A 26,998-nucleotide genomic window follows, 5' to 3' on the forward strand; every position below is an offset into this window, starting at 1 on the left:
ACGTCGGGCGCCCGTAAAAAAGTCACAAAGAAAATGAAAAAATTTATCTATCGAAGCAAAAGAGGTACGTCATGAACACCTATCAACAGGTTGGGCCGCAACAAGACACCCACAGCAAGGTGATCGGTTACCTGCTCTGGATTTTCGGGTTTACCGGCGCGCATCGTTTTTATTACGGCAAACCTGTCACCGGGACGATCTGGTTTTTTACCCTTGGCCTGCTGGGTATCGGCTGGCTGATCGACCTGTTCCTGATCCCGGCCATGGACCGTGAAGCCGACCTGCGCTTTACCGCCGGTCCCATCGAATACAACGTGGCGTGGATTCTGTTGGCGTTTCTGGGGGTGTTCGGCGTGCACCGCATGTACCAGGGCAAATGGATCACCGGCCTGATCTACCTGCTGACCGGTGGCTTGTTCCTGGTGGGGGTGCTGTATGACTTCTGGACGTTGAATACCCAGGTTTCGATCCGCAATGCAGAGCGCAACGGGGGACGCTGATTTCTCAGGCTCTATAGAGAACTAAATGTGGGAGGGGGCTTGTCCCCGATAGCGGTGGATCAGTCAGCTCATTTATTGCTGACCCACTGCAATCGGGGGCAAGCCCCCTCCCACTTTTTTTGCATGCCCGCTTTAGGCCTGGTAGCTGATGCGCCCATCCACCAAGGTGTAGCGCACGCTCGCCGGCAGGCTATGGCCGATGAACGGGCAGTTTTCACCTTTGGACAGCCAGTGCTCCCCGGCAACCGTGGAGCTGGCCGTGTCAAACAGCACCAGATCCGCTGCGGCACCCACGGCCAATTTGCCGGCCGGCAGGCGCAAGGCTTCGGCCGGGCCAGCACTCAGGCGCTGGAGCAGCGTCGGCAAGTCGAGCAGGCCATCCTCCACCAGCGTCATCGCCAGTGGCAGCAACAGCTCCACACTGCTGATCCCCGGCTCGGTCGCGCCAAACGGTGCCAGCTTGGCATCGCGCTCGTGTGGCTGGTGGTGGCTGGAAATCGCCGAAACCACACCGGATTTGACCGCGGCACGCAAACCGTCACGGTCGGCCAGGGTGCGCAGGGGCGGTTGTACGTGGTACAGGCTGGAGAAGTCGATCAGCGCTTCATCCGTGAGGATCAATTGGTACAGCGCCACATCCGCAGTCACCGGCAGACCGCGAGCCTGGGCCTGTGCAATTAGGGCCACGCCCCGGGCACTGGTGAGTTGGCTGAAGTGCGCGCGTACGCCGCTTTGTTCCACCAGCAGCAGGTCACGGGCAAGAGCGACGGTTTCGGCGGTTTCCGGAATACCCGGCAGGCCGAGGAAACTGGCGACGGCGCCTTCATGGGCCAAGCCGCCTTCGGCCAGGTCGCGGTCCTGGGAGTGGAAGATCACCGTCAGATCGAAGGTGGCCGCGTATTCCAGGGCGCGGCACAAGGTGCGGGTACTGCGAAAGCTCTCCAGACCGTTGCCGAAGGCCACGCAACCAGCGTCGCGCAGGGCGATCAATTCGGCGAGTTGTTCGCCTTCCAGACCTTTGCTCAGGGCGCCGATGGGGAACACTTTGCAATTGCCAGCTTCGCGGGCACGGTCGAGGATCAGCTCGGTCACGGCCGACGTATCGAGGATCGGCTTGGTGTGCGGCGGGCAGCACAGGCTGGTCACGCCACCGGCCGCAGCGGCGCGGGTTTCGCTGGCGATGCTGCCTTTACGGCTGTAACCCGGCTCGCGCAGGGCGACGTTCAGGTCCACCAGCCCAGGCGCGGCCACCAGGCCTTTGGCGTCGATGGTCTGGCTGGGGCTGAAATCGCTGGGGGCGGCGCCGATGGCGATGATCTTGCCGGCTTCCAGATGAAGATCGGTGACTTGATCCAGGCCACTGGCCGGGTCGATAACGCGAGCGCCAAGAATGCTGAGCTTCACAGGGCGTTCTCCTGCTCGAATTGACGTTGCGCGGTTTGCCCGCTCATGGCCATGGACAACACCGCCATGCGCACGGCGATGCCGTAGGTCACCTGGTTGAGAATTACTGACTGATTGCCATCGGCCACCGCCGACTCAATCTCCACCCCTCGGTTGATCGGACCCGGGTGCATCACGATGGCATCCGGTTTGGCGCCGGCCAGGCGCGCGGTGGTCAGGCCGAACAAGCGGTAGAACTCACCCTCGCTCGGCAGCAAACCACCGGACATACGCTCGCGTTGCAGGCGCAACATGATCACCACGTCTACATCCTTGAGGCCTTCGGCCATGTCGGTGTAGACCTTCACGCCGTACTGCTCAATGCCGATGGGGAGCAGGGTTTTCGGCGCGATCACGCGGATGTCCGGGCAACCCAGGGTTTTCAGGGCCAGCATGTTCGAGCGTGCTACCCGCGAGTGCAGGATGTCGCCGACGATGGCCACCGATAGGTTTTCAAAGCTGCCCTTGTGCCGACGGATGGTGAGCATGTCGAGCATGCCTTGGGTCGGGTGGGCGTGACGGCCGTCGCCGCCGTTGATGATCGCTACCTGCGGGCACACGTGCTCGGCGATGAAGTGCGCGGCGCCGGAGTCGCCGTGGCGCACCACGAACATATCGGCGGCCATGGCTTCCAGGTTACGCAGGGTGTCGAGCAGGGTTTCGCCCTTGCTCGCCGACGAAGTGGACACGTTCAGCGTGATCACGTCGGCCGACAGCCGCTGGGCCGCCAGCTCAAAGGTGGTGCGAGTGCGGGTGGAGTTTTCGAAGAACACGTTGCAGATGGTTTTGCCGCGCAGCAACGGGACTTTCTTCACCGCCCGGCCACCGACTTCGAGGAATGAGTCGGCGGTGTCGAGGATTTCGGTGAGCAGTTCGCGGGGCAAACCGTCGAGGGACAAAAAGTGTTGCAACTGGCCCTGAGCATTGAGCTGCAGCGGGCGCTTGGCATCTAGAGGCGTCATCGCGGGGACTCTTTACAAGGCGGTTTAAAGGGCGAGGTCTTGCAGTTCGAGTTCGAGCGGCGTTGGACCGGACAATTTTACCCGTTGCTGGGCTTGCAGCGACAGGGTCGCGCCAACCACATCCGGGCTGATAGGCAACTCGCCAGCGTCCAGATCCAGCAGGCAGACCAGCGTGATGCTGGCCGGGCGGCCGTAGTCGAACAGTTCGTTCATGGCGGCGCGGATGGTACGGCCGCTCATCAGCACGTCGTCGATCAGCACCAGGTGCTGGCCTTCGACTTCGAACGGCAGGGCCGAGGGCTGCACTTGCGGGTGCAGGCCGTTCTGGCTGAAGTCATCACGGTAGAAGGACACGTCGAGGGTGCCCAGTGGCGAATCGCTGCCCAGTTCGTCCAGTAACGCCTGAGCGACCCACACACCGCCGGTGCGAATACCGATAAAGCGCGGTTCGCTGATTCCGCGGTGTTCCAGGTGCGCTTTGAGGCGTAATGCCATCTGGCTGATCAGTTCGGCGGGATTGGGCAGGCTCATGGTGGCTCCTTCAAGGCCTTGCTGTAGGCAAGTTCCGGGCTCAAACGTAAGAAGACGCGGCAAGCCGCGTCAGTCAGGATTCAAATAAAGCGGTGTTTTCGTCCAGCCAGCCCTGCAACAGCAAGGCGGCGGCGATGGCGTCTACGGGGTTGTCGCGGTAACTGCCCTTCTGGCCGCCACGGTCGCGGCGTTCACCCTTGGCTTCAAAGGTGGTCAGGCGTTCATCGTGGGTATAGAAGGGGATGTTGTAACGACCATTGAGGCGACGGGCGAATTTTTCGGCGCGCAGGCACATGTCGCTCGGGGTGCCGTCCATGTTCAGGGGCAGGCCGACCACCACCGCGTCGGGCTTCCATTCCTTGATCAGGGCTTCGACCTGATTCCAGTCCGGTATGCCGTTCTGGGCCTTGAGGGTGCACAACTCGCGGGCCTGGCCGGTGATCACCTGGCCGACCGCTACGCCGATCTGTTTGGTGCCGTAGTCAAAACCGAGGATCAGACGCAAGGCCATCAGGCGTGCCCCGCCTGGCTGGTCAGCAGGCTGAGGTTGACCCGCAACTTGGCGGCGGCCGCTTCCAGGCGCAGTTCACTGGCCGTGTTGAACAGGATTTCGGCGTCGAAGGGGCAGGTCAGCCAGGCATTGCTGGCCAGTTCGGCCTCCAGTTGCCCTGCTTCCCAACCGGCGTACCCCAAGGTGATTACGCTTTGCTCTGGGCCTACACCGTCGGCGATGGCGAACAACACGTCCTGGGAGGTGGACAGCGACACACCGTCCAGGTCCACCGTGGCCTGGAACGTCGGCCCGGTCGGGTGCAGCACAAAGCCGCGATCAGTTTGTACCGGCCCGCCGATGTAGATCGGCACCGATTGGCAACGGGCGGGCGGATCGATCTCCGGACGCAGTTGCTCAAGGATATCGGCCAGGTTCAGCGCTTGCGGGCGGTTCACCACCAACCCCATGGCACCATTGGCCGTGTGCTCGACGATGTAGGTCAAGGTCTGCGCAAAGTTCGGGTCGGCCATATGGGGCATGGCGATCAGGAATTGGTGCTTGAGGTAGGTCGGGCTGACATTTTTCATGTCCGCTAGTGTGGCGTTGGAGGGGCGAACTGACAAGCTGGAGTTACCTGTGGCAGGACATGTCTGATCAGTTGCTGGAGAGCCGATCGCCCTTGGCAAACTTCCAGGTACGGATGATTTCCAGGCGGTCCACGTCATTCAGGTCGCCGGTAAACGGGGCAAAGGGCGCGGCCAGGCGCACGATGCGTTGGGCGGCCTGGTCCAGCAGTGGTTGGCCGGAGGACTCCAACACCTGCACTTCATATAAGGTGCCGTCGCGGTTGATCGATACCAATAGACGCAAGTTGCCGTAGATCTGCTGGCGCCGCGCTTCTTCCGGGTAGTTGAGGTTACCGATGCGCTCGACCTTCTTACGCCACTCGTCTTTATACCAGGCACCTTTGTCGCGCATGGTCGAGGCGGCATTCAAGCGGTAGATGCGTGGGCGCTTGGCGTACAACTGCTGTTCGTTAGCCAGTTCGGCTTCCAGGCTGGAGATTTCGTCGGACAGGGTCGAGCTGTCGAAGGTAGGCGCCGGTTTGACGGGCTCCGGCTGCGGCTCGGTCTTGGTCTTTTCGCGTTGGACCGGGGCTTTTTGCGGTTTGGGTGCGATGGTGGCCACCGTAGGCTTGGGCGTAGCCTGCTTGACCTCGGGCTTCGGCGCAGGAGGTGGCGTGACTTTATTGACCTTGTTGTCCTGGAACGGCGCCAGTTCGGTGGTCTTGGGGATGGCTTTCTTGTCGAGGGTGCCGCTGCCCTGTTGATTGTCCTGGGCTAGAAAATCTGCCTTCTCGGGCTTCTTTTCACTCTTGAACGTGGCCAGGGTGATTTCCAGGGTCTTGGTGATCTGCTTGGGTTCGACCATGGTGAAGCCCACGCCAAGGAGCAAGGCCAAATGAATCAAGGCAGCCAGAAACAGGGTAAATCCGAGCCGATCAGCCGGGCGCACGCCGCTGTGGGAGAGTTCGGGGGGCAGATCGGACGGGAGTGTCATGACAAAAGAACCAACATCGCGCGTTTCACAGGTGGCGCATGATAACGCAATGTTGGTGTGTGTCCGGCTGTTCTATATCACTTGGCTGCGAGCTTGCGCTCAATGGCGGCCATCAGCATTTCGCCGATGTTCGTGCCAAATGCATTGTCTATCTCGCGAATACAGGTCGGGCTGGTGACGTTGATTTCGGTGAGATTTTCACCAATTACGTCAAGGCCTACAAACAGCAGGCCTTTTTCCCGCAAGGTCGGGCCAACTTGGCTAGCGATCCAGCGATCCTTATCCGATAAAGGCCGTGCTTCACCGCGCCCACCTGCCGCCAGGTTGCCTCGGGTCTCGCCTGCCGCCGGGATACGCGCGAGGCAGTAGTCCACCGGTTCGCCGTCGATCATCAGGATGCGCTTGTCGCCGTCCTTGATTGCTGGCAGGTAAGCCTGGCCCATGATCTGCTGGGTGCCCAGGGCGGTCAGGGTTTCCAGGATCACCGACAGGTTCGGGTCGCCAGCGCGGTGACGGAAGATCGACGTACCGCCCATGCCGTCCAACGGCTTGAGGATCACATCGCCGTGTTTGGCGGCGAATTCACGCAGCACATCGGCGCGGCGGCTGACCACGGTCGGGGGTGTGCACTGCGGGAACAGCGTGGCGAACAGCTTTTCATTGCAGTCGCGCAGACTTTGCGGCTTGTTGACGATCAGCACGCCGGCGCGCTCGGCCTGCTCCAGCAGATAGGTGGAGTAGACGAATTCCATGTCGAACGGCGGATCCTTGCGCATCAGGATCACGTCCAGGTCGCTCAGGGGGCTGTCGATTTCGTCCGAAAGCTCGAACCATTTTTCCGGGTTGGCGAACACCTGCAGCGGGCGCATGCGCGCGCGGGCCTCGCCGTCGCCCTGGTACAGATCGCGCTGCTCCATATAGAACAGGGTCCAGCCGCGGGCCTGGGCGGCCAGAAGCATGGCCAGCGAGCTGTCCTTTTTATAGGAAATGCTGGCGATAGGGTCCATGACAATGCCGACGCGAACGCTCATGGGGGATTTCCTCTAGCAAATTGGGCGCATAAAAGTGGCGTCAGAGTGGCGCTGCGGCTGTTGTGGGTCAAGGAAAAACCACCTGGCGGGTGCCTCGATAGATTGCTCTCCGAGACTGTGCTAAAAAGACTGCCACAGCGCAGCAGCCCTTGAAATCCAAGGCCTGCGGCGATCATCCTGTGCAACATCAGGCAGTACACACCGAAAACCGACTCGCTGTGGCGATGGTAGAGCAGATATGGAACAGCATTCCAACGCCTTGAGAGTGATGGTGATCGACGATTCGAAAACGATCCGCCGCACCGCCGAGACGCTGTTGAAGAACTCGGGGTGCGAGGTCATTACGGCCATCGACGGTTTCGATGCCCTGGCGCGGATTGTTGATCATCACCCGCACATTATCTTTGTAGACATCATGATGCCGCGCCTGGATGGTTATCAGACCTGCGCCCTGGTGAAGAACAACCCGGCGTTCAAGTCGATTCCGGTGATCATGTTGTCCTCCAAGGACGGTCTGTTCGACAAGGCCAAGGGGCGCATCGTGGGTGTCGATCAGTTTTTGACCAAGCCTTTCAGCAAGGAAGAACTGCTGGGTGCAATCAAGGCCTATGTGCCGGGGTTCGCCGCAGTAGAACAAGCACACTGACGCCGCCCCACGAGGGCCGGCGCCGACCAATGTAGTGGGGAAAACCATGGCACGTGTTCTGATCGTCGACGATTCGCCGACCGAAATGTACAAACTCACCGGCATGCTGGAAAAGCACGGCCACCAAGTCCTCAAGGCCGAGAACGGTGCGGACGGCGTGGCCCTGGCTCGCCAGGAAAAGCCCGACGCAGTGCTGATGGACATCGTGATGCCTGGCCTCAATGGCTTCCAGGCTACTCGCCAACTGTCCAAGGAGCCGGAAACCAACGGCATCCCGATCATCATCATCACCACCAAGGATCAGGAAACCGACAAGATCTGGGGCGCGCGCCAGGGTGCAAAGGACTACCTGACCAAGCCTGTGGACGAAGAAACCTTGATCGCCACCCTGAACAAGGTGTTGGCCGGCTGACGGCACGCCATCATGACCGAGTCGCAAACCGCCTTCGAGTTGCTGCTGGACATCGACCGCCGCTGCCGCCTGCTGGCCGCCGACCTGCCGTCCCAGGAAACCCGCCTGCAACGCTGGAGCGGTATCGGCTTTCGCCTGGGGCAACATTGGTATGTGGCGCCCATGGGCGAAGTCGCCGAAGTCCTGCATGAACCACGTTGCACTTTAATGCCTGGGGTCAAGGCCTGGGTCAAAGGGGTTGCTAACCTGCGCGGGCGCCTGCTGCCGGTGATGGACCTGGGTGGCTTCCTCGGCCTTGCGCTGTCCAAGGCGCGCAAGCAACGGCGGGTGCTGGTGGTGGAATACAACGATCTGTTTGTCGGGCTGCTGGTGGATGAGGTGGTGGGGATGCAGCATTTTGCACAAGACGCCTTGCTGGCGAACACCAGCCCTGGCGCGCCGTTTATCCAGGGTCACTTCGAGGGTGATCCGCTGTGGCAGGTCTTCAGCCCCTTCGCCCTGGCCCAGGCCCCAGGCTTCATGGATGTCGCCGCATGACCACCGCTACCACGCCCAAACCCCAGGCCGGCTCGCGCAGCCGTTCACAGATCATCGTGCTGTTTATCGCACTGATCGTGTTCATCATGCTGCTGTTCGCCAACTTCGCGTACCTCAACACCCAGTCTACCTACGACAAACAGTACATCGGCCACGCCGGTGAACTGCGCGTGCTGTCTCAACGCATCGCCAAGAACGCTACCGAGGCCGCCGCTGGCAAGGCCGCTGCTTTCAAGCTGTTGGGAGATGCGCGAAACGATTTTGCCCAGCGCTGGGGCTACCTGAAAAAAGGCGACCCGCAAACCGGCTTGCCCGCGGCACCCAGTGCGGTCCGTGCCGAGATGCGTGCTGTGCAGACCGATTGGGAAGCGCTGCTGAAAAACACCGACGCGATCCTCGCCAGCGAGCAGACCGTGCTGTCCCTGCACCAAGTGGCTGCGACCCTCGCCGAAACAGTGCCGCAATTGCAGATGGAGTCGGAGAAGGTCGTCGACATCCTGCTGCAACGTGGCGCCCCGGCCAGCCAGGTGGCCTTGGCCCAACGCCAGTCGCTGCTGGCCGAACGTATCTTGGGTGCGGTCAACACCGTGCTGGCCGGCGACGAAACCGCCGCGCAGGCCGCCGACACCTTTGGCCGTGATGCCGCCCGCTTTGGTCAGGTCCTCAATGGCATGCTCAACGGCAACCCTGGGCTGCGCATCACCCAAGTCGAAGACCACGATGCCCGCGCGCGGCTGGCGGACATTGCCGAGCTGTTCGAGTTTGTTTCCGGCTCCGTGGATGAAATCCTCGAAACCTCGCCGCAGCTGTTCCAGGTACGAGCCTCGGCGAGCAATATTTTCAACCTGTCGCAAACCCTGCTTGATGAAGCCTCGCACCTAGCTATCGGGTTCGAAAACCTCGCCAGCGGGCGCAGTTTCGACACCATCGGCGGTTATGTGCTGGGTCTGTTGGCGCTGGCCTCGATCATCCTGATTGGCCTGGTGATGGTGCGTGAGACCAACCGCCAACTGCACGAGACTGCCGAGAAGAACGAGCGCAACCAAAACGCGATCATGCGCTTGCTGGATGAAATCGAAGACCTGGCCGACGGTGACCTCACTGTGACGGCTTCGGTGACCGAAGACTTCACCGGCACCATCGCCGACTCGATCAACTATTCCGTGGACCAACTGCGTGATTTGGTCGCGACGATCAACCTCACCGCCGGCCAGGTCGCCGGTGCTGTGCAAGACACCCAGGCCACCGCCATGCACCTGGCCCAGGCCTCCGAGCATCAGGCCCAGCAGATCGCCGAAGCCTCCACCGCGATCAACCAGATGGCCCAATCCATCGACCAAGTGTCGGCCAACGCCGCCGAGTCTTCGGCAGTGGCGGAGCGCTCGGTAGAGATTGCCAACAAGGGCAACGAAGTGGTGCACAACACCATCCACGGCATGGACAACATCCGCGAACAGATCCAGGACACCGCCAAGCGCATTAAGCGTTTGGGTGAATCGTCCCAGGAGATTGGCGACATCGTCAGCCTGATTGACGACATCGCCGACCAGACCAACATCCTCGCCCTCAACGCCGCCATCCAGGCGAGCATGGCCGGGGATGCCGGGCGCGGTTTTGCGGTGGTGGCCGATGAAGTGCAGCGACTGGCCGAGCGCTCATCGGCTGCCACGCGGCAGATCGAAACCCTGGTGCGGGCGATCCAGACCGACACCAACGAGGCGGTCATCTCCATGGAACAGACCACCACCGAAGTGGTGCGCGGTGCACGGCTGGCCCAAGACGCGGGCGTGGCACTGGAAGAGATCGAAGGCGTATCGAAGACCTTGGCGGCGCTGATCCAGAGCATCTCCAATGCGGCGCAGCAACAGACGTCGTCGGCAGGGCAGATCTCCCTGACCATGAACGTGATCCAGCAAATCACTACGCAGACGTCGTCGGGTTCCACCGCCACTGCCGAAAGCATCGGCAATTTGGCGAAGATGGCGAGCCAGTTGCGCAGGTCGGTCTCGGGTTTCACCTTGCCTGCGGCCAAACAGGTTGATGATTGAAATGCAGTCAAAGTGTGGGAGGGGGCAAGTCGAATCGTCGCACCGCCCCTCCCACATGTGATCTCCATCTGTCTGGAGATCCAGGCAACCCACGAATTCTAAGCGGAGCAGTTATGGTTGATCGGCACGACTACGTGGCCCTCGAATGGGTCAAGGGCGACATTGCCGAAACCCTGAAACAGGCCCGTTCGGCGCTGGATGCGTTTGTCGAAACCCATGACGATGACGTGATCAGCCAATGCCTGGCCGGTATTCACCAGGTGCATGGTGCGCTGCAAATGGTCGAGTTCTACGGCGCAGCGCTGCTGGCCGAAGAGATCGAAGAACTGGCCCTTGCGCTGAAGGCCGGGCGGGTCAGTCAGCGCGATGAAAGCATCCGTCTTCTGCAACAGGCCCTCGGCCAACTGCCGCTGTACCTCGACCGCGTGCACAGCGCCCGCCGCGATCTGCCGTTGGTGGTGCTGCCGCTGCTCAACGACCTACGCAGCGCACGGGGTGAAAGCCTGCTCTCGGAAACCAGCCTGTTCAGCCCACAATTGCTGTCGATCGCGCCGCTGCCCGATGAAACCCTGACCCAGCGCGCGCCGCCTGAGCTGCATGAGCAACTGCGTCAATGGCACCAGTTGTTGCAACAGGCGTTGGCCGGACTGCTGCGTGAAGACCACGGCCCAAGCAACCTGGAAGACATGGCGCGGGTGTTCGCACGCCTCGAAGCCCTCTGCCAGGGCGCGCCGTTGTTGCCGTTGTGGCAAGTGGCTTCGGCGCTGGTCGAGGGCATGCTCACCGGTGTGGTCGCCAACAGCCCGGCTTTGCGCAGCCTGCTCAAGGCCAGTGACAAACAACTCAAGCGCCTGCTCGCCCAGGGCATCGGCGGCATCAACCAATCTGCGCCGGATGAGTTGCTCAAGAGCCTGTTGTTCTACGTCGCTAAAGTCACCCGGCCAACGCCGCGCATGCAAAGCCTGAAAGAGCGCTACGGCCTGGATGAAGCCTTGCCCGACAGCACGGTGGTCGACGCCGAGCGCGCCCGCCTGGCCGGGCCGGACCGCAATGCCATGGGCTCAGTGCTCGGTGCGTTGTGCGAGGAACTCGTGCGGGTCAAGGAACGCCTCGACCTGTTCGTGCGCAGCGACCGCCAACACACCAGCGACCTTGATGCGCTGCTGGCGCCGCTGCGGCAGATCGCCGATACCTTGGCGGTGCTGGGGTTCGGTCAGCCGCGCAAAGTCATCATCGACCAGCTTGCGGTAGTACTGAGCCTGGCCCAAGGCCAACGCGAACCCAACGACGCCGTGCTGATGGATGTCGCTGGCGCGCTGCTCTACGTCGAAGCCACCTTGGCGGGAATGGCCGGCACCGTCGAGCCGGAAAGCCGCGAAGAAAGCCGCCTGCCCACTACCGACCTAACCCAGATTCACCAGTTGGTGATCCGTGAGTGCTGCCAGTGCCTGAAGCAGGCTAAAGAGTTGGTGATCGACTGCATGGAAGCCGACTGGGACCGTCAGCGCCTGGAATCGCTGCCGGAGTTGCTGAGCCAGGTGCGTGGCGCGTTGGCGATGATTCCGCTACCGCGTGCAGCGAGCCTGATGCGCGGGTGCACCGACTACGTCGATGAGCAGTTGATGGTCAACGAAGGCCCGCCGGCAGAGGAGCAACTGGAGCATTTTGCCGATGTGATCAGCAGCTTGGAGTACTACCTCGAACGCATGCTCCAGGACCCCGACGTTGCTGGCGAGCGGGTATTGGAACTGGCCACCCAAAGCCTGGCGACGCTGGGCTATCTGCCCGCCGAGAAACCCTGGCGCCAGGCGTTGGTAGCCCCCGATGGTGCGTTGTCGAGCGAGGTCACGCCCAGCCAGTCGCAGTTCGACGCACTGGCCAACCCTACCTCGCGCCTCAACCCGCCGGCCCTGCAACGCCCCGGTAGTCTGCTGCCGCCGCCAGCCGATGAAGCGCCTATCGACGATGAGCTACGCGAAGTCTTCCTTGAAGAGACTGACGAAGTTCTCGAAGTGCTGCACCGCCACCTGCCCAACAGCGCGGACAAAACCGCCCAAGGCGAAATGCGCGGCGCTTTCCACACGTTGAAAGGCAGTGGCCGCATGGTGCGTGCCCTGGTCCTGGCCGAGTTGGCCTGGGCTGTTGAAAACCTGCTGAACCGTGTGCTGGAACGCAGTGTGGCCCTAGGCCCCGAGATCCAGCAGGTGCTGGATGACGCCGTGGCCCTGCTGCCGGAGTTGATCTCCGACTTTGCGACGGACGACCAACACCAACGCGACGAGGTCGACGCCTTGGCCGCTCGCGCCCACGCCTATGCCAGCGGCGGCGCCCTATCTCCTGGCGAACCCCACGACCCGATGCTGCTGGAAATTTTCCGCAACGAAGCCCAGAGCCATCTGGACAGCCTCAACCATTTCCTGCAACAGGCCGCCGAGCATGTGCCGCTGCAGGTCAGCGATGAGCTGCAACGCGCGCTGCACACTCTCAAGGGCAGTGCTTACATGGCCGGCGTGTTGCCGATTGCCGAGCTGGTGCGCCCACTGGATCACCTGACACGCGAATACAAGGCCCATCGTCTGCCGCTGGACCTGGACGAGGTGGAGTTACTGCTGGAAGCCGAAGCTCTGTTCCAGCGTGGCTTACGCCAACTGGATCGCGACCCTCTGGTGCCGATCAGGGGGGCGGCCGATTTGATTGGCCGCACCCAAGCCCTGCTTGACCATCAGTTGGCAACGCTGCTCGACGCGCCCAACACCGGCTTGCGCATCAAGCGTGACCCGCAACTGATCGCCAACTTCCTGGCCCAGGGCATGGATATCCTGCTCGACGCCGAAAGCCTGCTGCGTCGTTGGCAACAGCACCCCGGCGAGCGCCAGGAACTCACGGCGTTGCTGGATGAACTGACCACGCTGGGAGAAGGGGCACACATCGCCGACCTGCACCCTATCGACGAGTTGTGCGAAGCCTTGCTCGACCTCTATGGCGCGGTGGAAGAGAGCAGTCTGGCCGTCAGCGAGCGGTTTTTCCGTGAGGCCGAACAGGCCCATGAAGCGCTGATCAACATGCTTGACCAACTGGCCGCCGGTCAGGAAATCAGCCTGGCCCCGGCACGGGTCGAGGCCCTGCGCGAATTGCTGGACGGAGCCCTGGACCCGTCCGCCACCGGCCTGATCAAAAGTGACGGTAACCGCGCCCTGAGCATCGCTGAACTCGGTGCCGCCACCGCGCAGTTGGAGCATGAAACGGCGATGGACGATGAGATCGTCGAGATCTTCCTCGAAGAAGCCGTGGACATTCTCGACAGCGCCGGGCAGTCCCTCAAGCGCTGGCTGCTGGAGCCCGAAAACGCTGCACCGTTGTCCTCGTTGCAGCGCGACCTGCACACCCTCAAGGGCGGCGCGCGCATGGCTGAAATCGGCCCGGTGGGCGATCTGGCCTATGAGTTGGAATGCTTTTACGAAGGCCTGGTTGACCGTCGCTACAGCTACAGCGCCGAGTTGTCTCAAGTGCTGATGGCCAGCCATGAACACCTGGCCTTGCAGCTGGAAGAACTGCACCACCACCAGCCCTTGAGCGACAGCGTCGAGCTGGTTGCCAAGCTTCGTGAGCTGCGACAGAGCAGTACGCCCGCGACCCAGGCGCCAGCGCCTGAAACGGCGGGCGCCGATCCGGAATTGCTGGATATCTTCCTCGAAGAAGCGGCCGACATTCTCGACAGCTCGGGCAGCGCGTTGCTGCGCTGGCAGGCCGAGCCGAACAATCGCCAGGAAGTCGAAACCCTGTTGCGCGACCTGCACACCCTAAAGGGCGGCGCGCGCATGGTCGAGATCGGGCCGATTGGTGACTTGGCCCATGAGCTTGAGTTTCTGTACGAAGGGCTGTCCGCCGGTTTGCTCGCGCCGTCGGCTGAGCTGTTCGCGCTGCTGCAAGGCTGCCATGACCGCCTGGCGCAGATGATCGACGCCGTGACGGATGGGATGCCGGTGGGCTCAGTGGACAAGCTCATCGAACGCATCAAAAGCCTGGTGCACCCCAGCGTAGAGCCAGTGGTGCCGGTGGCGTTGCCCGCAGGCAAGGCCGAAGCGGTCGCTGATCCTACCGCCGACATGGTGAAAATCTCCGCCGACCTGCTGGACGATCTGGTCAACCTGGCGGGTGAAACCTCGATCTTCCGTGGCCGCATCGAACAGCAGGTCAACGACGCGCGCATTGCGTTGAACGAGGTGGAAACCACCATTGAGCGAATGCGCGATCAACTGCGCCGCCTCGACACCGAAACCCAAGGTCGCATCCTCAGCCGCCAACAGGCCGAGGCCGAGCGCCTGGGCTACGAAGACTTCGATCCGTTGGAGATGGACCGCCATTCGCAGTTGCAGCAACTGTCCCGCGCGTTGTCCGAATCCGCCTCCGACCTGCTCGACCTGAAGGACACCCTCGACCGTCGCAACGAGGATGCGCACGACCTGTTGCAGCAACAGGCACGCATCAACACCGAGTTGCAGGAAGGCCTGATGCGCACGCGCATGGTGCCGTTCGAGCGTATGTTGCCGCGCCTCAAACGTATCGTGCGCCAGGTGGCGGGCGAGTTGGGCAAGGACGTGGAATTCATCGTCGGCAATGCCGAGGGTGAGATGGACCGCAACGTGCTTGAACGCATGGCGGCGCCCTTGGAGCACATGCTGCGCAACGCCGTTGACCATGGCCTGGAGTCCCGCGATGTGCGGCTGCTGGCCGGTAAGCCGGAAAAGGGCCGCATCACCCTGGACCTGACCCACGAAGGCGGCGATATCGTTTTCGACATGCGCGACGACGGCGCCGGCGTGCCCCTCGAAGCGGTGCGGCGCAAGGCGATCAAGCGCGGGTTGCTCGCCCCTCATCAAGAGATCAGCGACCGCGATGTGTTGCAGTTCATCTTGCAGCCGGGGTTTTCCACTGCGGAAAAGATCACGCAGATTTCCGGGCGTGGCGTGGGCATGGACGTGGTGCATGAAGAAGTGCGCCAGCTCGGCGGCTCGATGTTCATTGAGTCGACGCCGGGCGAGGGCGTGCATTTTCGGATTCGTCTGCCGTTCACCGTGTCGGTCAACCGCGCACTGATGGTGCAGTGCGCCGACGACCAATACGCAATCCCGCTCAACACCATCGAAGGGCTGGTGCGTGTGCTGCCCCATGAGCTGGCGGGGCACTACCAGCAAGATCCGCCGCGTTATGAATACGCAGGCCAGCGCTACGAACTGTTTTACCTCGGCGACCTGCTGCATACCGTGGCCCGTCCGAAACTGCTGGGCCAGTACCAGCCGGTGCCGGTGCTCTTGGTGCAGTGCAATGAGCGGCGTGTTGCGGTGCATGTGGATGCCATGGCCGGCACGCGGGAAATCGTGGTCAAGGGCCTGGGGCCGCAGTTCGCGGGGGTGCAAGGCTTGTCCGGCGCGACCATCCTCGGCGACGGCCGCGTGGTGCTGATTATCGACTTGCTGGCGCATATCCGCGCCCGCCAACCGGCCTTGCCGGCGCAGTCGGTGGATGCGCCACTGATCCTCAACGACCCGCTGAAAAAACGCCCCTTGCTGGTGCTGGTAGTGGACGACTCGGTTACCGTGCGCAAAGTCACCAGCCGGCTGCTGGAGCGCAACGGCATGAACGTGCTCACTGCCAAAGACGGCATCGACGCCCTGGCTGTGCTTGAAGAACACACCCCGGACTTGATGCTGCTCGACATCGAAATGCCGCGCATGGACGGCTTTGAAGTGGCCACGCAAGTGCGCAACGACCCGCGCTTGATGCGCCTGCCGATCATCATGATCACCTCCCGCACCGGCCAGAAACACCGCGACCGCGCCATGGCGATCGGCGTCAACGAATACCTCGGCAAGCCGTATCAAGAGTCGGTGCTGCTGGAAAGCATCGCCTATTGGAGCAAGTCCCATGCTTGACCACCGCACCAGCCAACTGACCGGCCTGCTGCTGCCCCTGGCCGACCGTCACCTGGTACTGCCCAACGTCGCCATCGCCGAGTTGATCGACTTCCAACGCGGCGAACCGGCCAGCGACGCACCGCCGTGGTATTTGCGGCAAGTGACGTGGCGGGATCGGCAGATTCCGTTGATCAGTTTCGAAGCCGTGTGCGGCGAGGCCAGCGTGACCGGCGAACGCTCGCGGATCGTGGTGTTGAATGCGCTGGGCGGGCGGACGACGTTGAAGTTTATTGCGCTGGTGATCCAGGGTATTCCGCGGTCGTACAAGCTCGATAGCGAGTTGAGCTATGTGGACGTGCCGCTGTGCCCGCTGGAACTGGCAGCGGTGCAGGTGGGGGAGCATGTGGCGAAGGTGCCGGATTTGATGGGGCTTGAGGCGCTGCTGGTGGAGTCCGGGTTGGCCTGAGTGGCGCATTCTCCATGAGAAATGAAAGGCCCCTGTGGTGAGGGCGCTTTCCCGTTCAGAGACGCTGCAGCAGATGAAAATCAGCAATCAGCATACCCGCGAGGTACACCATCAAAATCACCACGCCGGCGTCCAACAAACGCCAGACCTTTGCCGAACGAAATAGCCCCGTCAACCTTTGGCATCCCAACGCCAAAACCACAAACCATACCAGCGACGCGGTCATTGCTCCGCCGGCAAAGAACGCTTGTTGGCTGACGGGCTTTGCCGCACCAATAGAGCCAATTAGCACCACGGTATCCAGCCAAGCATACGGATTGGCAAATCCAAGTATCACCGCCGTGCGCAGTAATCCGCGCTGTGAGGTGAGGTTGCTTTGAGTATCTGGCATCGACTGGTTACGCACACAAGCCAATAACCGCTGCCAGCCAAACCACAACAGATAGGCCGCTCCCGACAGCAGCAGTAACGCCACCAAACCAGGCTTGCTGCCGAGCAACGAGCCCAAGCCCATGACCCCAAGAGCGATGAGGATGATATCGGCGAACACGCATACCGCCACCACACCCCAGACAGGGCTGCGACTGACACCCTGGCGAATAACCAGGGTGTCCTTCGGTCCAGGAGCGGCGAACAGTCCGATGCCCAGTAGAAGACCTTCGAGATAAAAGACGTTGAGGTCTGGAGTCATGAAGTGCTCGACCGCCTGGGTATCAGTTCAATTGAAGGGGTTGATTACCGAAACCGGTATGGCGCGCGTTGGCGGCGCTTTTCAAGTCGATCGGCTGGTGGCGGAAAAAGCCTCTCAGTTCCTGCTCTGCATCAGGGTTGACGAAGTAAATGAGAGAGCTGCGTGGCATTGGTCTCCGAGGAGTCAGAACCGCGTGGTATGCAGCGGGAATTGCATAGTCTGAGAGGTCAGTCAGTAACGATCCGGCCAAGATTGCAACCTCGTTCTCCAAGAGGCGTACCGGCTCCAGCGAGCTGCCTCGAACCAGGACGAGGCCATCACGAGTCGGCTTGATAAATGACAACAGATGACCATCCTCATGAGGGTCCTGAGCAAACTGGCGCTGATCCGACCCGGAATTAGCTCCATAGACACACAGTTGCAGATAGGACGTTGCACGCAAAGAGTTCAACGAAGTGGCTCCAAACTCCGCGCAAATTCCGTCCATCAATTCCTGGGCAAGCTCGCTGATCTGTTGTTCAAAAGCATTAACGGCGGCAAAAAATTCACTTCGTGTGAATTCAAACGCTCTTCGTTTTGATGAATGCGCAGGCCAGTAACAAAATCGCTCACACAGGTCTGGCTGATCCTCAAGGCTCGAGTACTCAGCGCCAAAGGGGAAAAATCCATCGGTGTCTTTCGCGAAGGAAAACGAGGCCTTGGTGGCTGGCGATATTGCGGAGTATCCCTCAACGATTTTTTTGTAATCCAGCAGCATCGCTTCTGATATTTGCAGGGTGCCAAAGCCTGTTTGAGCAACGGATTTACAGCACGCTTTGATGTGGTTCATGGCTATATCCAAAGGTAGATGTAAAGGAATGCAACAAACACTGGGTTCGCAAGCAGGCGAGAAACTACGACACTGGATATGACTGACTAAAAGGGCCCCATCCATGTCCTTCACAACTTCGCCAGCAGGCGGCGAGTGTGCATGGTTCAAGACACGTGGCGGCGGACAGGTTGTCTTTTTTGGCGGACAAAGAAATGACGTTCACCTAAAAATGGGAACCGCAAACTTCGTATGAATATAAGAACGCGAGATACCCTCAGGTCGCTGGTTGCACGGCGCAGCCGAGAGTTGGGCAAGCCCCTGACTGCGCTGGCCAAGGAGGCGGGAATTTCCAGAACCTACCTGTACGGTCTATCGGCTGGAGCTTCCAGGGACCCGTCGGTGCGCACGCTGATCAAGCTGGCGAAGGCATTGCAGGTTTCTCCCTTGCTGCTGTTTCGCTACTTCGCTGACCTGACAGGTGCGCCCGGTAATGCGTGCTCAATGGCTACCACCAATCGGGCTGCAGGTATTGATGATCCGGAGGACGTTGCGGTGTTCAATGCCGATGTCACGACGCCTGATCAAACCGTCGTGTTGCCGGGGGAAGTTTTTCAGAAAACCTGGGAGATTCAGAACCTGGGCACACGACCCTGGCGCGGGCGACGACTGGTGCGTGTTGATGGGGAATACGTTATTGCCCGCCGCGCAGATCCACAAGGCCAGTTGGAGGTAGTGATGGATATTCATCTGCGCAGCCTGCACAGCGAGCTCCCGATTGCCGATACGCTGCCGGGCCAGCCGGTGCATATCAGTGTGGAATTTGCAGCACCCAGGGAGACTTGTACGGTGGCTTCAGTCTGGAGAATCGAGGATGAACAGGGGAAACCTTGTTACGGGCCTGCGTTCATTTTGCATGTGGTGGTTAACGTCATGGCACGTTGAGCGTCCGGTCGGATTTTTCCTTAATCAATCCGCGCAAACGGCTCAAGCATCGGCTGCTCCCGATGCTCGGCCTGCCACAAGTCGTAGGCGCTTTGCATCGATAACCATAACTGCGCAGTACTTACGCCGACTCGCTCCAACCGGACGGCAAGGTACGGGCTTACGGGGGCGTGGCCATGCAAGATCCTTGAAAAAGTATCGCGGGCGAAGCCAAGGCGCCTGGACATTTCGGTGATAGTAATACCGAGGGCCGGGACTACATCCTCAAGCAGAATTTCGCCTGGGTGAGGTGGGTTGTGCATACGCAGATTGGGTTTAGAGTTCGGATTCACGATGGTCGCCCGTGGTGGGCTTGGACGAAAAAAGGCTAGAGAGACAGGTTCCGAGCAACAACCTGAACATCTTGTAGGAATGGAGTGCGGTTATTGTCGGCGAGTTCTGCATTTGGATTTATCGGGTTTCCAGGCCTGAGCGCGGTGGCTAAGTTCTACGCTCCTCACTGCCACCAAGGCCCCGAAAATGATCGTACCGTTAATGCCGCCTGGTGTTTCAATACTTGAAAACATGGCGACAGCCAAGTGCAAGGGCACTCATCTCAAGCCCGGTTCGGCATTCGCCTATTCGTGGTTTTATTCCCAGGCTCGTGCAGCCGGTCCATGGAACTACAAGAAGCGAGGGCGTCAGTACGAAGCTTTTGGTAATTTCAATTATGGTGCTACAGGTACGGTACTCGGCATTCCCGAGCATGTTCTGTTGCGGGCAGCCGGCGTCGCTCAAACATTCGCAAAAACCACCAAGCCGGAGTTTGGATCATGGTGGGGCGGTGACCCTTTTGGCGATGATCCCCAAGATCAATATTGGATAAAGAGGGGGGATTGAGTATGCAATTTCTCAGGGCTACTAAGGGGCTCTTGCCGGTCCTGCGTAACTGTCTTCTGGTGGCCTGCCTGATATACATCGGGGGCAATTGGATCATGTCATCCGGTACGCCTGACCTGGACGAAGTGGTTTTGAAGCACTCCTTGGGCAATGGCAGCTCAATTTATGGTGCGCGTGACGGGCAGGGCGGCGCGACGGTGGGCTTTTCCTACAGGTACTACGTGCATAAGGACCTGCGTAATGATCACGAAATACTCACGTCACTGGTCTCGGCACATCCATTTCTAAAAACCAAAGAGCCTGATGTGCAAGTGAACCAGGTGGATGGAGTCATCCACCTCATTGTCCGTGGGGAGGTTTATGAGTACCGCAGCTACCCGCTTGAAGCTTTGGGGGCTGTGAGCATCGACATGAGGTTGTAGGCCTGCTGGCTTCGGATTTTTCCTGCAAGATTTTGGGCCGTGCATGAACTTGTCGCGTGCAGTCCGCGCGCCTAGTCTTCGGCGCACCAACGCCCATAGCCATTCAACGGGTGTTTTTTATGCCTGCTGTATTTGTTATGGCGGCTGTGCGTGGGAGATCCTTCGGGGTCTGCCGGGGTCCGATATGCCCGGTCTTGCACACCGGCGCACCGCTGCCACCTTAATTCGCGTGCAAGCGAAAGAGCGCAGCCTCCATCACATATCGGCGTTGTAAATCATGGTCAAACCTACCCCCAATCCTCCCGCAAACCTCTTCACCGTAAACCCCCACCAAAACACCGAAACCCTGCTGGTCAACGCCAGCGAAACCCTGTCCTCCCTCAACGCACTCACCTGCAACCTGGCCTTCGACCTGGACACCTCCCAGCGCGCCATCTTGCTCGGGATCCAGCAAATGGCCGAGTTGGGGCAGTTGTTGGTGGATCGGGCGCTGGAACAGGTCAGCCCTTCGCTGGAAAAGGTCCCAAGCAGGGACTGATCAGTCCCTTTTTGGGACCGCACTCTCACAGACACCAGTGAGCAAATGTGGGAGGGGGCTTGCCCCCGATGGCTGAGTGTCAGTTGAAACATCACTCAGCTGACCCACCTCCATCGGGAGCAAGCCCCCTCCCACATGTTGATCTTCTTTGGGCTCAGGTCAGTGTTTGCTGATGTTTCATTACTCTAACCGTAACGATCCATCGCTAAGCTTGATTGATGGCTCCCGGATTCACTCCTAAGGTAAGCCTCACGACAGCTAACCTCGTGGAGCGACCATGACAACAACAATAACCCCCGACTCGCGCTGGACGCGGCGGCGCGACGAGAAGCAGCGGCGGCTCGGTCTGGTCAAAAAGTACGCAGACGGCGCGGTGCTGCCCAGCGACAAGATTGTTGAGGCGCTTGAGGCGCTGATCCTCCCCGGCGACCGCGTGGTGCTGGAAGGCAATAACCAGAAGCAAGCCGACTTCCTCTCGCGCTCGCTGGCCAAGGCCGACCCGGCCAAGCTTCACGATTTGCACATGATCATGCCCAGTGTCGGGCGGTCCGAGCACCTGGACCTGTTTGAAAAGGGCATCGCCCGCAAGCTGGATTTCTCCTTCGCCGGCACCCAATCCCTGCGCATCAGCCAGTTGCTGGAAGACGGCCTGCTGGAAATCGGCGCGATCCACACCTACATCGAACTCTATGCACGGCTGGTGGTGGACCTGATCCCCAACGTGGTGCTCTCCGCCGGGTTCATGGCCGACCGCGCCGGCAATATCTACACCGGCGCCAGCACTGAAGACACCCCGGCATTGATCGAACCCGCCGCGTTCAGCGATGGCATCGTGATCGTGCAGGTCAACCAGTTGGTGGATGACGTCACCGATTTGCCTCGCGTCGACATTCCTGCCAGTTGGGTGGATTTTGTGGTGGTGGCCGACAAGCCGTTCTACATCGAGCCGCTGTTCACCCGCGACCCGCGCCATATCAAACCGGTGCATGTGTTGATGGCGATGATGGCGATCCGTGGCATCTACGAAAAACACAATGTGCAATCGCTCAACCACGGCATCGGTTTCAACACCGCCGCCATCGAATTGATCCTGCCCACCTACGGCGAATCCCTGGGGCTTAAGGGCAAGATCTGCCGCAACTGGACCCTCAACCCGCACCCCACGCTGATCCCCGCCATCGAAAGCGGTTGGGTGGAAAGCGTGCATTGCTTTGGCACCGAGCTGGGCATGGAGAACTACATCGCCGCCCGCCCGGATGTGTTCTTCACCGGCCGCGACGGCTCGATGCGTTCCAACCGGATGTTCTGCCAATTGGCCGGCCAGTACGCGGTGGACCTGTTTATCGGCGCCACCCTGCAAGTCGACGGCGACGGCCATTCCAGCACCGTGACCCGTGGCCGCCTCGCCGGTTTCGGTGGTGCGCCGAACATGGGCCACGACCCGCGCGGTCGCCGCCATGGCACGCCGGCGTGGCTGGATATGCGTCACGGCGATGCGCCGGTCGCGCTGCTGGAGCGCGGCAAAAAGCTCGTGGTGCAGATGGTCGAGACCTTCCAGGAAGGCGGCAAGCCCACCTTCGTCGACACCCTCGACGCCGTGGAAGTGGCGCGTAAAAGCGGCATGCCCCTGGCGCCGATCATGATTTACGGTGACGACGTCACCCACCTGCTCACCGAAGAAGGCATCGCCTACCTGTACAAGGCGCGCTCCCTGGAAGAACGCCAGGCGATGATAGCCGCCGTCGCCGGGGTGACCGCCATCGGCCTGCGCCACAACCCGAAGGACACCGCGCGCATGCGCCGCGAAGGCCTGATCGCCTTGCCCGAAGACTTGGGCATCCGCCGCACCGACGCCACCCGCGAGTTGTTGGCCGCCAAGAGCGTGGCCGACCTGGTGGAGTGGTCCGGTGGCCTGTACAACCCGCCCGCCAAATTCAGGAGCTGGTAAATGCGCGCTCTCAAACTGCATGAACTCAGTCTTGCGGATCGCCTGGCGGATATGGCCGTCGATGCGCTGATCGATGAAGCCGACCTGTCGCCTAAACCCGCCCTGGTGGACCGTCGCGGCAACGGCGCCCACAGTGATTTGCACCTGGGGCTGATGCACGCTTCGGCGCTGTCGTTATGGCCGATGTTCAAGGAAATGGCCGAAGCGGCGATTGAAATCGGTGAGGTCGGCTTGCCTCTGCGCGAAGCCCTCGGTCGTATTGGCCGTGAGGGTGAGCAAGCGATGCTCACCACCACTCAGGGTGTGAATACCCATCGCGGCGCGATCTGGGCGCTCGGCTTGCTCACTGCTGCGGCAGCCTTGGAGCCCCGCGCTATAACGCTGAACGCGGCCAGATTAGCCCTGCTCAACGACCGCTACGCCCCACAGCCACTGAGCCACGGCGCCCAGGTCGCGCAACGCTACGGCGCGCGCGGTGCCCGTGAAGAAGCGCAGCTTGGCTTCCCCTCGGTGATGCAGCGCGGCCTGCCGCAACTGCACAAAAGTCGCCGCCAAAACGCCGGCGAACAGAACGCACGCCTGGACGCCTTGCTCGCGATCATGACCGATCTGGCCGACACCTGCGTGCTCTATCGCGCCGGCCTGGAAGGCCTGCATGCCATGCAGCGCGGCGCTCAGGCCGTGCTCGATGCTGGCGGCAGCGCTAGCCTCGCCGGGCGCCGCCAACTGCATGAGCTGGACCACCAACTGCTGGCCCTGAATGCCTCCCCCGGTGGCGCCGCCGACCTGTTGGCCGCCTGCCTGTTTATCGACCGCCTCGACGGAGCGTTGTGATGGAAACCTTATCCTTTGAATTCCCCGCCGGGCAGCCGCCAAAAGGCCGTGCGCTGGTGGGTTGCGTCGGCTCGGGCGACCTGGAAGTGCTGCTGGAACCGGGTACGGCCGGCACGTTGACCATTCAGGTACAGACCTCGGTGAATGGCGCCGAACAACGCTGGCAGCACCTGTTCGAACGCATCTTCCAAGAACAGACACCACCCGCCCTGAACATTGATATCCACGACTTCGGCGCCACCCCCGGCGTGGTGCGTTTGCGCCTGGAGCAGGGTTTCGAGGAGATCGGCCATGACTGACTTGCTCGCTAAACACAGCTTCGTGGAACTGGGTGCGCGGCAGCGGGCCAAGGCCTTGTTGGATGCCGGCACCTTTCGCGAACTGATCGACCCGTTCCAGCGGGTCATGTCGCCCTGGCTCAGCCGTCAAGGTGTGGTACCCCAGGCCGATGACGGGGTGGTGATCGCCAAGGGCAGCATCGGCGACTTGCCTGTGGTGATTGCGGCCATTGAGGGCAACTTCCAGGGCGGCAGCCTCGGTGAAGTGGGCGGTGCGAAAATCGCTGGCGCCCTGGAGTTGGCAGCTGAGGACAACCGCAAGGGCATCCCGACCCGCGCGGTGCTGCTCTTGGAAACCGGCGGCGTGCGCTTGCAGGAAGCCAACCTCGGCCTGGCCGCAATTGCCGATATACACGCGGCGATTGTCGACCTGCGCCAGTACCAGCCGGTGATCGGCGTGGTGGCGGGCAGCGTTGGCTGTTTCGGCGGCATGTCCATCGCGGCCGGGCTGTGCAGCTACCTCGTCGTGACCCGCGAAGCGCGCCTGGGCCTCAATGGCCCGCAGGTGATCGAACAGGAAGCCGGGTTGGAAGAATACGACTCCCGCGACCGTCCCTTTATCTGGAGCCTCACGGGTGGCGAGCAGCGCTTTAACAGTGGCCTGGCCGACCGTTACGTGGCCGACGATGTGGCGCAGATCCAACAGACGGTCAGCGCGTTGCTGCAGCAAGGCGTGCCCGCCCAACAACGCAGTCGCCAGGCTGATTATTACCTCACACGCTTGGCCGAGCTGGACGCCGTACCGCAAATCGACCCGGAGACGGTGCGCGAGCTGTATCAAGGAGAACGCTCATGAGAGGTTTGCAGTGGTTCAACGCATTGAGCGCCGGCGCTCCACCTGTAGACGGTTTGCCCGCGTCGCTGAGGGTTGCCGACGGTGTATTGGGTGAGCAAAAGGTGCGCTTTGTCGCCGTGGTGACTGACGCGCAAAACCGCTTCCCTCGGGCGCGCAATGGCGAAGTCGGCCTGCTCGAAGGCTGGGGCCTGGCCAAGGCCGTCGATGAAGCCATCGCCCGCGGCGACAAGCGCCCGATCATCGCCATCGTCGATGTGCCCAGCCAAGCCTACGGCCGTCGCGAAGAGGCCCTCGGCATCCATCAGGCCCTGGCCGCTGCCGCCGACAGCTATGCCCGCGCTCGCCTCGCCGGCCACCCGGTGATTGCGCTGCTGGTGGGCAAGGCCATGTCCGGTGCGTTCCTGGCCCACGGTTACCAAGCCAACCGCCTGATCGCCTTGCGCGATCCCGGTGTGATGGTGCACGCCATGGGCAAGGCCTCGGCTGCGCGGGTGACCCTGCGCAGTGTCGAAGAGCTGGAAGCCCTGGCCGCCAGCGTGCCGCCCATGGCCTATGACATTGACAGCTATGCCAGCCTCGGATTGCTGTGGGAGACCTTGTCGGTGAGCCAGATTGAACAACCGACAGCGGACGATGTGGTGCGGGTCAGTGAATGTCTGGTGAGTGCAATCAAGGACATTGGCACACCCGATTTGAGCGGACGCCTCGGCGCCACTAATCGCTCCGCTTCCAGCCACGTGCGCGAGTTGTTGCGGGAGCAATGGTGAACGCGCACGACCTGCTCTGGGGCATGACCCCGGCGCATCTGCCCGTTGACGCACCGGCCTGGGCGGTGGACGCGATCAGCGCCGGTCACCCGGTAGTGGTGCGTCGCGCGCTCGCCGAGCCGGGCCAGGTGGCGGTCGGCGTGCGTGGACGTTTGCGCGAACAGCGTTTTGCCGCCGTGATGCCGATTGCAGCGGTGCGTCGGCGTGTGGTGCCGGAGGCGTTGCGCGCCGTGATCTCGACGCGGGATTTACCTGCGTTGCACGCATTGCAGCAGTTGCGCCCGGTGCTGGCCCAGACAAGCTGGGGCGTCAGCGGCAGTGCGGGTTTTGAGTTGGCGACCGGCATTGAGGCGCTGCATGCTGAGAGTGATCTGGATTTGATCCTGCGCGCGCCTGAGCCGCTGGATCGCAATGACGCTCGGGCTCTTCTGGAACGACTGGATAAGGCGGTGTGCAGCGTAGACCTGCAATTACAAACCCCGTTCGGCGCCGTCGCCTTGCGCGAGTGGGCCGGGCCATCCCGCCGCGTATTACTCAAAACCACCAGCGGTGCGCACCTTGTAATCGACCCCTGGCAGGATGTGGCATGAGCAGCCTGCTGGTGTTTCCGGGGCAGGGCGCCCAGCGCACGGGCATGCTCCAGGCGCTGCCTGCCGACATCCTGGCCGAAGCCAGCGATGCCCTGGGCGAAGACGCGCGCCTGCTCGATTCCGCGCAAGCCCTGGCCAGTACCCGCGCCGTGCAGCTGTGTCTGTTGATTGCCGGCGTAGCCCACGCCCGTCTGTTGGATCGCACCCCGCATTACGTGGCGGGCCTGTCCATCGGTGCCTATCCGGCTGCGGTCATCGCTGGTGCGCTGGATTTTCCCGATGCGGTAAAGCTTGTGAGCCTGCGCGGCCAACTGATGCAAAGCGCTTATCCACACGGCTACGGCATGACCGCGATCATCGGCGTGGAGTTATCCACCGTCGAAAACATCCTCGCCGACATCCACAGCCCCGAAACCCCGGTATACCTGGCCAATATCAACGCCGATAACCAGAGCGTGATCGCCGGCAGCGACGAGGCCATGAAGCGTGTTGCCGCGCGCATCAAGGGCAACGGCATCGCCAAACGCCTGGCCGTCAGTGTGCCGTCCCATTGCGCGCTGCTGGAGCAACCGGCCGAGGCCCTGGCCCAGGCTTTTGTCCCGCTCAATGCGCCGCGCATCACCTACCTGAGCAGCACCCGCGCGCGGCCGATCCACAACCCCGAACACCTTTGCGACGACCTGGCCTTCAACATGTGCCGCGTTGTCGACTGGCGCGGCACCGTGCAAAGCGCCTATGAGCGCGGCGTGCGCCTGCAAATCGAACTGCCCCCGGGCGCCGTGCTCACCGGCCTGTCACGCCGCGTGTTCGAACAAGGCACGGTGATCGCCTGTGAAGGCGCACGCCTGGATACCTTGCAGGCCCTGCTGGAAGAGGAGGAGCGCCGCCACCGATAAAG

28 protein-coding genes are annotated in these 26,998 nt (G+C 61.5%); 18 read left to right on the plus strand and 10 right to left on the minus strand.

Going from position 1 to position 26,998, the window contains the following annotated elements; translation table 11 throughout:
• Positions 1-71 precede the first annotated feature (71 nt).
• On the plus strand, positions 72-500 hold the full coding sequence (locus ACKZ62_RS01235; protein WP_027606088.1) for an NINE protein: 429 nt from the start codon (positions 72-74) through the stop codon (positions 498-500).
• A 132-nt stretch (positions 501-632) separates the two neighbouring features.
• Here the strand turns inward: ACKZ62_RS01235 and ACKZ62_RS01240 are convergent, their stop codons facing one another.
• The 7 genes from ACKZ62_RS01240 to gshB all read right to left on the minus strand — a co-directional run bounded on the left by ACKZ62_RS01240 (position 633) and on the right by gshB (position 6,520).
• Positions 633-1,904 (minus strand): dihydroorotase, encoded by a 1,272-nt coding sequence (locus tag ACKZ62_RS01240; protein WP_032884129.1) that lies wholly within the window; start codon positions 1,902-1,904, stop codon positions 633-635.
• Positions 1,901-2,905: an aspartate carbamoyltransferase catalytic subunit gene (locus ACKZ62_RS01245; protein ID WP_447096234.1), complete on the minus strand. Its 1,005-nt coding sequence runs from the start codon at positions 2,903-2,905 to the stop codon at positions 1,901-1,903. Before ACKZ62_RS01245 ends, ACKZ62_RS01240 begins: the two co-directional genes overlap by 4 nt.
• 24 nt (positions 2,906-2,929) lie before the next feature.
• Complete coding sequence (pyrR, locus tag ACKZ62_RS01250; RefSeq protein ID WP_095185129.1) at positions 2,930-3,436, minus strand: bifunctional pyr operon transcriptional regulator/uracil phosphoribosyltransferase PyrR; 507 nt, start codon at positions 3,434-3,436, stop codon at positions 2,930-2,932.
• Positions 3,437-3,509: 73 nt separating this feature from the next.
• Positions 3,510-3,947 carry a Holliday junction resolvase RuvX gene (ruvX, locus tag ACKZ62_RS01255; protein WP_003176676.1) on the minus strand — a complete coding sequence of 146 codons (438 nt, stop codon included), beginning with the start codon at positions 3,945-3,947 and terminating at the stop codon, positions 3,510-3,512.
• Entirely contained in the window at positions 3,947-4,516 is a 570-nt protein-coding gene (locus ACKZ62_RS01260) for a YqgE/AlgH family protein (RefSeq protein WP_122681974.1), read from the minus strand. Before ACKZ62_RS01260 ends, ruvX begins: the two co-directional genes overlap by 1 nt.
• A gap of 67 nt (positions 4,517-4,583) precedes the next feature.
• Positions 4,584-5,489, minus strand: a complete 906-nt coding sequence (locus tag ACKZ62_RS01265; RefSeq protein ID WP_032884124.1) for an energy transducer TonB — start codon at positions 5,487-5,489, stop codon at positions 4,584-4,586.
• Between the two features lie 77 nt (positions 5,490-5,566).
• Positions 5,567-6,520: a glutathione synthase gene (gene gshB, locus ACKZ62_RS01270; protein WP_032884123.1), complete on the minus strand. Its 954-nt coding sequence runs from the start codon at positions 6,518-6,520 to the stop codon at positions 5,567-5,569.
• Between the two features lie 238 nt (positions 6,521-6,758).
• Between gshB and pilG the strand changes: the two genes are divergently transcribed.
• The 6 genes from pilG to ACKZ62_RS01300 all read left to right on the plus strand — a co-directional run bounded on the left by pilG (position 6,759) and on the right by ACKZ62_RS01300 (position 16,544).
• Positions 6,759-7,166: a twitching motility response regulator PilG gene (pilG, locus tag ACKZ62_RS01275; RefSeq protein WP_095185125.1), complete on the plus strand. Its 408-nt coding sequence runs from the start codon at positions 6,759-6,761 to the stop codon at positions 7,164-7,166.
• Positions 7,167-7,212: 46 nt separating this feature from the next.
• On the plus strand, positions 7,213-7,578 hold the full coding sequence (gene pilH / locus ACKZ62_RS01280) for a twitching motility response regulator PilH (protein WP_014720320.1): 366 nt from the start codon (positions 7,213-7,215) through the stop codon (positions 7,576-7,578).
• Positions 7,579-7,590: 12 nt separating this feature from the next.
• On the plus strand, positions 7,591-8,115 hold the full coding sequence (locus tag ACKZ62_RS01285) for a chemotaxis protein CheW (protein WP_032884121.1): 525 nt from the start codon (positions 7,591-7,593) through the stop codon (positions 8,113-8,115).
• Positions 8,112-10,163, plus strand: a complete 2,052-nt coding sequence (locus ACKZ62_RS01290) for a methyl-accepting chemotaxis protein (protein WP_032884120.1) — start codon at positions 8,112-8,114, stop codon at positions 10,161-10,163. Before ACKZ62_RS01285 ends, ACKZ62_RS01290 begins: the two co-directional genes overlap by 4 nt.
• Positions 10,164-10,276: 113 nt before the next feature.
• Positions 10,277-16,096 (plus strand): Hpt domain-containing protein, encoded by a 5,820-nt coding sequence (locus ACKZ62_RS01295; RefSeq protein ID WP_447096235.1) that lies wholly within the window; start codon positions 10,277-10,279, stop codon positions 16,094-16,096.
• A complete protein-coding gene (locus ACKZ62_RS01300) occupies positions 16,089-16,544 on the plus strand; it encodes a chemotaxis protein CheW (protein WP_032884118.1) in 456 nt (151 codons plus the stop codon). The genes ACKZ62_RS01295 and ACKZ62_RS01300 overlap by 8 nt, the downstream gene beginning before the upstream one ends.
• Positions 16,545-16,599: 55 nt before the next feature.
• Here ACKZ62_RS01300 and ACKZ62_RS01305 read toward each other — a convergent pair whose 3' ends face one another.
• Both ACKZ62_RS01305 and ACKZ62_RS01310 read right to left on the minus strand, forming a co-directional pair.
• Entirely contained in the window at positions 16,600-17,235 is a 636-nt protein-coding gene (locus ACKZ62_RS01305) for a LysE/ArgO family amino acid transporter (protein WP_032884116.1), read from the minus strand.
• A gap of 22 nt (positions 17,236-17,257) precedes the next feature.
• A complete protein-coding gene (locus tag ACKZ62_RS01310; RefSeq protein ID WP_032884115.1) occupies positions 17,258-18,064 on the minus strand; it encodes a 2OG-Fe(II) oxygenase family protein in 807 nt (268 codons plus the stop codon).
• Between the two features lie 231 nt (positions 18,065-18,295).
• Between ACKZ62_RS01310 and ACKZ62_RS01315 the strand changes: the two genes are divergently transcribed.
• A complete protein-coding gene (locus ACKZ62_RS01315; RefSeq protein WP_032884114.1) occupies positions 18,296-18,988 on the plus strand; it encodes an NBR1-Ig-like domain-containing protein in 693 nt (230 codons plus the stop codon).
• A 20-nt stretch (positions 18,989-19,008) separates the two neighbouring features.
• Here the strand turns inward: ACKZ62_RS01315 and ACKZ62_RS01320 are convergent, their stop codons facing one another.
• Entirely contained in the window at positions 19,009-19,296 is a 288-nt protein-coding gene (locus ACKZ62_RS01320; RefSeq protein WP_447096936.1) for a HigA family addiction module antitoxin, read from the minus strand.
• A gap of 211 nt (positions 19,297-19,507) precedes the next feature.
• Here ACKZ62_RS01320 and ACKZ62_RS01325 point away from each other — a divergent pair, with 211 nt between their 5' ends.
• From ACKZ62_RS01325 to mdcH, 10 genes are all read left to right on the plus strand, one after another.
• Positions 19,508-19,867 (plus strand): polymorphic toxin type 44 domain-containing protein, encoded by a 360-nt coding sequence (locus ACKZ62_RS01325; RefSeq protein WP_447096236.1) that lies wholly within the window; start codon positions 19,508-19,510, stop codon positions 19,865-19,867.
• Between the two features lie 2 nt (positions 19,868-19,869).
• On the plus strand, positions 19,870-20,289 hold the full coding sequence (locus tag ACKZ62_RS01330; RefSeq protein WP_032884113.1) for a hypothetical protein: 420 nt from the start codon (positions 19,870-19,872) through the stop codon (positions 20,287-20,289).
• 277 nt (positions 20,290-20,566) lie between these two features.
• Positions 20,567-20,827 (plus strand): DUF6124 family protein, encoded by a 261-nt coding sequence (locus ACKZ62_RS01335; protein WP_122763927.1) that lies wholly within the window; start codon positions 20,567-20,569, stop codon positions 20,825-20,827.
• Between the two features lie 277 nt (positions 20,828-21,104).
• A complete protein-coding gene (mdcA, locus tag ACKZ62_RS01340; protein WP_447096237.1) occupies positions 21,105-22,775 on the plus strand; it encodes a malonate decarboxylase subunit alpha in 1,671 nt (556 codons plus the stop codon).
• Positions 22,776-23,609, plus strand: coding sequence for a triphosphoribosyl-dephospho-CoA synthase (locus tag ACKZ62_RS01345; RefSeq protein ID WP_122681978.1), 834 nt, complete (start codon positions 22,776-22,778; stop codon positions 23,607-23,609).
• Complete coding sequence (locus ACKZ62_RS01350) at positions 23,609-23,908, plus strand: malonate decarboxylase subunit delta (RefSeq protein WP_032884109.1); 300 nt, start codon at positions 23,609-23,611, stop codon at positions 23,906-23,908. Before ACKZ62_RS01345 ends, ACKZ62_RS01350 begins: the two co-directional genes overlap by 1 nt.
• Positions 23,901-24,743, plus strand: coding sequence for a biotin-independent malonate decarboxylase subunit beta (locus ACKZ62_RS01355; protein ID WP_447096238.1), 843 nt, complete (start codon positions 23,901-23,903; stop codon positions 24,741-24,743). Before ACKZ62_RS01350 ends, ACKZ62_RS01355 begins: the two co-directional genes overlap by 8 nt.
• The gene (gene mdcE / locus ACKZ62_RS01360) at positions 24,740-25,510 is read left to right on the plus strand and encodes a biotin-independent malonate decarboxylase subunit gamma (protein WP_447096239.1); all 771 of its coding nucleotides are present in this window, start codon (positions 24,740-24,742) and stop codon (positions 25,508-25,510) included. Before ACKZ62_RS01355 ends, mdcE begins: the two co-directional genes overlap by 4 nt.
• Positions 25,504-26,100, plus strand: a complete 597-nt coding sequence (locus tag ACKZ62_RS01365; RefSeq protein WP_181642955.1) for a malonate decarboxylase holo-ACP synthase — start codon at positions 25,504-25,506, stop codon at positions 26,098-26,100. Before mdcE ends, ACKZ62_RS01365 begins: the two co-directional genes overlap by 7 nt.
• On the plus strand, positions 26,097-26,996 hold the full coding sequence (gene mdcH / locus ACKZ62_RS01370; RefSeq protein WP_447096240.1) for a malonate decarboxylase subunit epsilon: 900 nt from the start codon (positions 26,097-26,099) through the stop codon (positions 26,994-26,996). The genes ACKZ62_RS01365 and mdcH overlap by 4 nt, the downstream gene beginning before the upstream one ends.
• Positions 26,997-26,998: the final 2 nt, after the last annotated feature.

Source organism: Pseudomonas sivasensis (assembly GCF_052938085.1).

Coding starts and splice junctions, on each gene's coding strand:
- mdcA (WP_447096237.1), top strand. CDS start 21,105: ATGACAACAACAATAACCCCCGACTCGCGCTGGACGCGGCGGCGCGAC.
- pilH (WP_014720320.1), top strand. CDS start 7,213: ATGGCACGTGTTCTGATCGTCGACGATTCGCCGACCGAAATGTACAAA.
- ACKZ62_RS01350 (WP_032884109.1), top strand. CDS start 23,609: ATGGAAACCTTATCCTTTGAATTCCCCGCCGGGCAGCCGCCAAAAGGC.
- ACKZ62_RS01345 (WP_122681978.1), top strand. CDS start 22,776: ATGCGCGCTCTCAAACTGCATGAACTCAGTCTTGCGGATCGCCTGGCG.
- pyrR (WP_095185129.1), bottom strand. CDS start 3,436: ATGAGCCTGCCCAATCCCGCCGAACTGATCAGCCAGATGGCATTACGC.
- ACKZ62_RS01260 (WP_122681974.1), bottom strand. CDS start 4,516: ATGAAAAATGTCAGCCCGACCTACCTCAAGCACCAATTCCTGATCGCC.
- ACKZ62_RS01300 (WP_032884118.1), top strand. CDS start 16,089: ATGCTTGACCACCGCACCAGCCAACTGACCGGCCTGCTGCTGCCCCTG.
- ACKZ62_RS01290 (WP_032884120.1), top strand. CDS start 8,112: ATGACCACCGCTACCACGCCCAAACCCCAGGCCGGCTCGCGCAGCCGT.
- ACKZ62_RS01295 (WP_447096235.1), top strand. CDS start 10,277: ATGGTTGATCGGCACGACTACGTGGCCCTCGAATGGGTCAAGGGCGAC.
- mdcE (WP_447096239.1), top strand. CDS start 24,740: ATGAGAGGTTTGCAGTGGTTCAACGCATTGAGCGCCGGCGCTCCACCT.
- ruvX (WP_003176676.1), bottom strand. CDS start 3,947: ATGGCCTTGCGTCTGATCCTCGGTTTTGACTACGGCACCAAACAGATC.
- mdcH (WP_447096240.1), top strand. CDS start 26,097: ATGAGCAGCCTGCTGGTGTTTCCGGGGCAGGGCGCCCAGCGCACGGGC.
- ACKZ62_RS01325 (WP_447096236.1), top strand. CDS start 19,508: ATGATCGTACCGTTAATGCCGCCTGGTGTTTCAATACTTGAAAACATG.
- ACKZ62_RS01285 (WP_032884121.1), top strand. CDS start 7,591: ATGACCGAGTCGCAAACCGCCTTCGAGTTGCTGCTGGACATCGACCGC.
- ACKZ62_RS01265 (WP_032884124.1), bottom strand. CDS start 5,489: ATGACACTCCCGTCCGATCTGCCCCCCGAACTCTCCCACAGCGGCGTG.
- ACKZ62_RS01335 (WP_122763927.1), top strand. CDS start 20,567: ATGGTCAAACCTACCCCCAATCCTCCCGCAAACCTCTTCACCGTAAAC.
- ACKZ62_RS01310 (WP_032884115.1), bottom strand. CDS start 18,064: ATGAACCACATCAAAGCGTGCTGTAAATCCGTTGCTCAAACAGGCTTT.
- ACKZ62_RS01305 (WP_032884116.1), bottom strand. CDS start 17,235: ATGACTCCAGACCTCAACGTCTTTTATCTCGAAGGTCTTCTACTGGGC.
- ACKZ62_RS01235 (WP_027606088.1), top strand. CDS start 72: ATGAACACCTATCAACAGGTTGGGCCGCAACAAGACACCCACAGCAAG.
- ACKZ62_RS01355 (WP_447096238.1), top strand. CDS start 23,901: ATGACTGACTTGCTCGCTAAACACAGCTTCGTGGAACTGGGTGCGCGG.
- gshB (WP_032884123.1), bottom strand. CDS start 6,520: ATGAGCGTTCGCGTCGGCATTGTCATGGACCCTATCGCCAGCATTTCC.
- ACKZ62_RS01365 (WP_181642955.1), top strand. CDS start 25,504: ATGGTGAACGCGCACGACCTGCTCTGGGGCATGACCCCGGCGCATCTG.
- pilG (WP_095185125.1), top strand. CDS start 6,759: ATGGAACAGCATTCCAACGCCTTGAGAGTGATGGTGATCGACGATTCG.
- ACKZ62_RS01315 (WP_032884114.1), top strand. CDS start 18,296: ATGAATATAAGAACGCGAGATACCCTCAGGTCGCTGGTTGCACGGCGC.
- ACKZ62_RS01245 (WP_447096234.1), bottom strand. CDS start 2,905: ATGACGCCTCTAGATGCCAAGCGCCCGCTGCAGCTCAATGCTCAGGGC.
- ACKZ62_RS01330 (WP_032884113.1), top strand. CDS start 19,870: ATGCAATTTCTCAGGGCTACTAAGGGGCTCTTGCCGGTCCTGCGTAAC.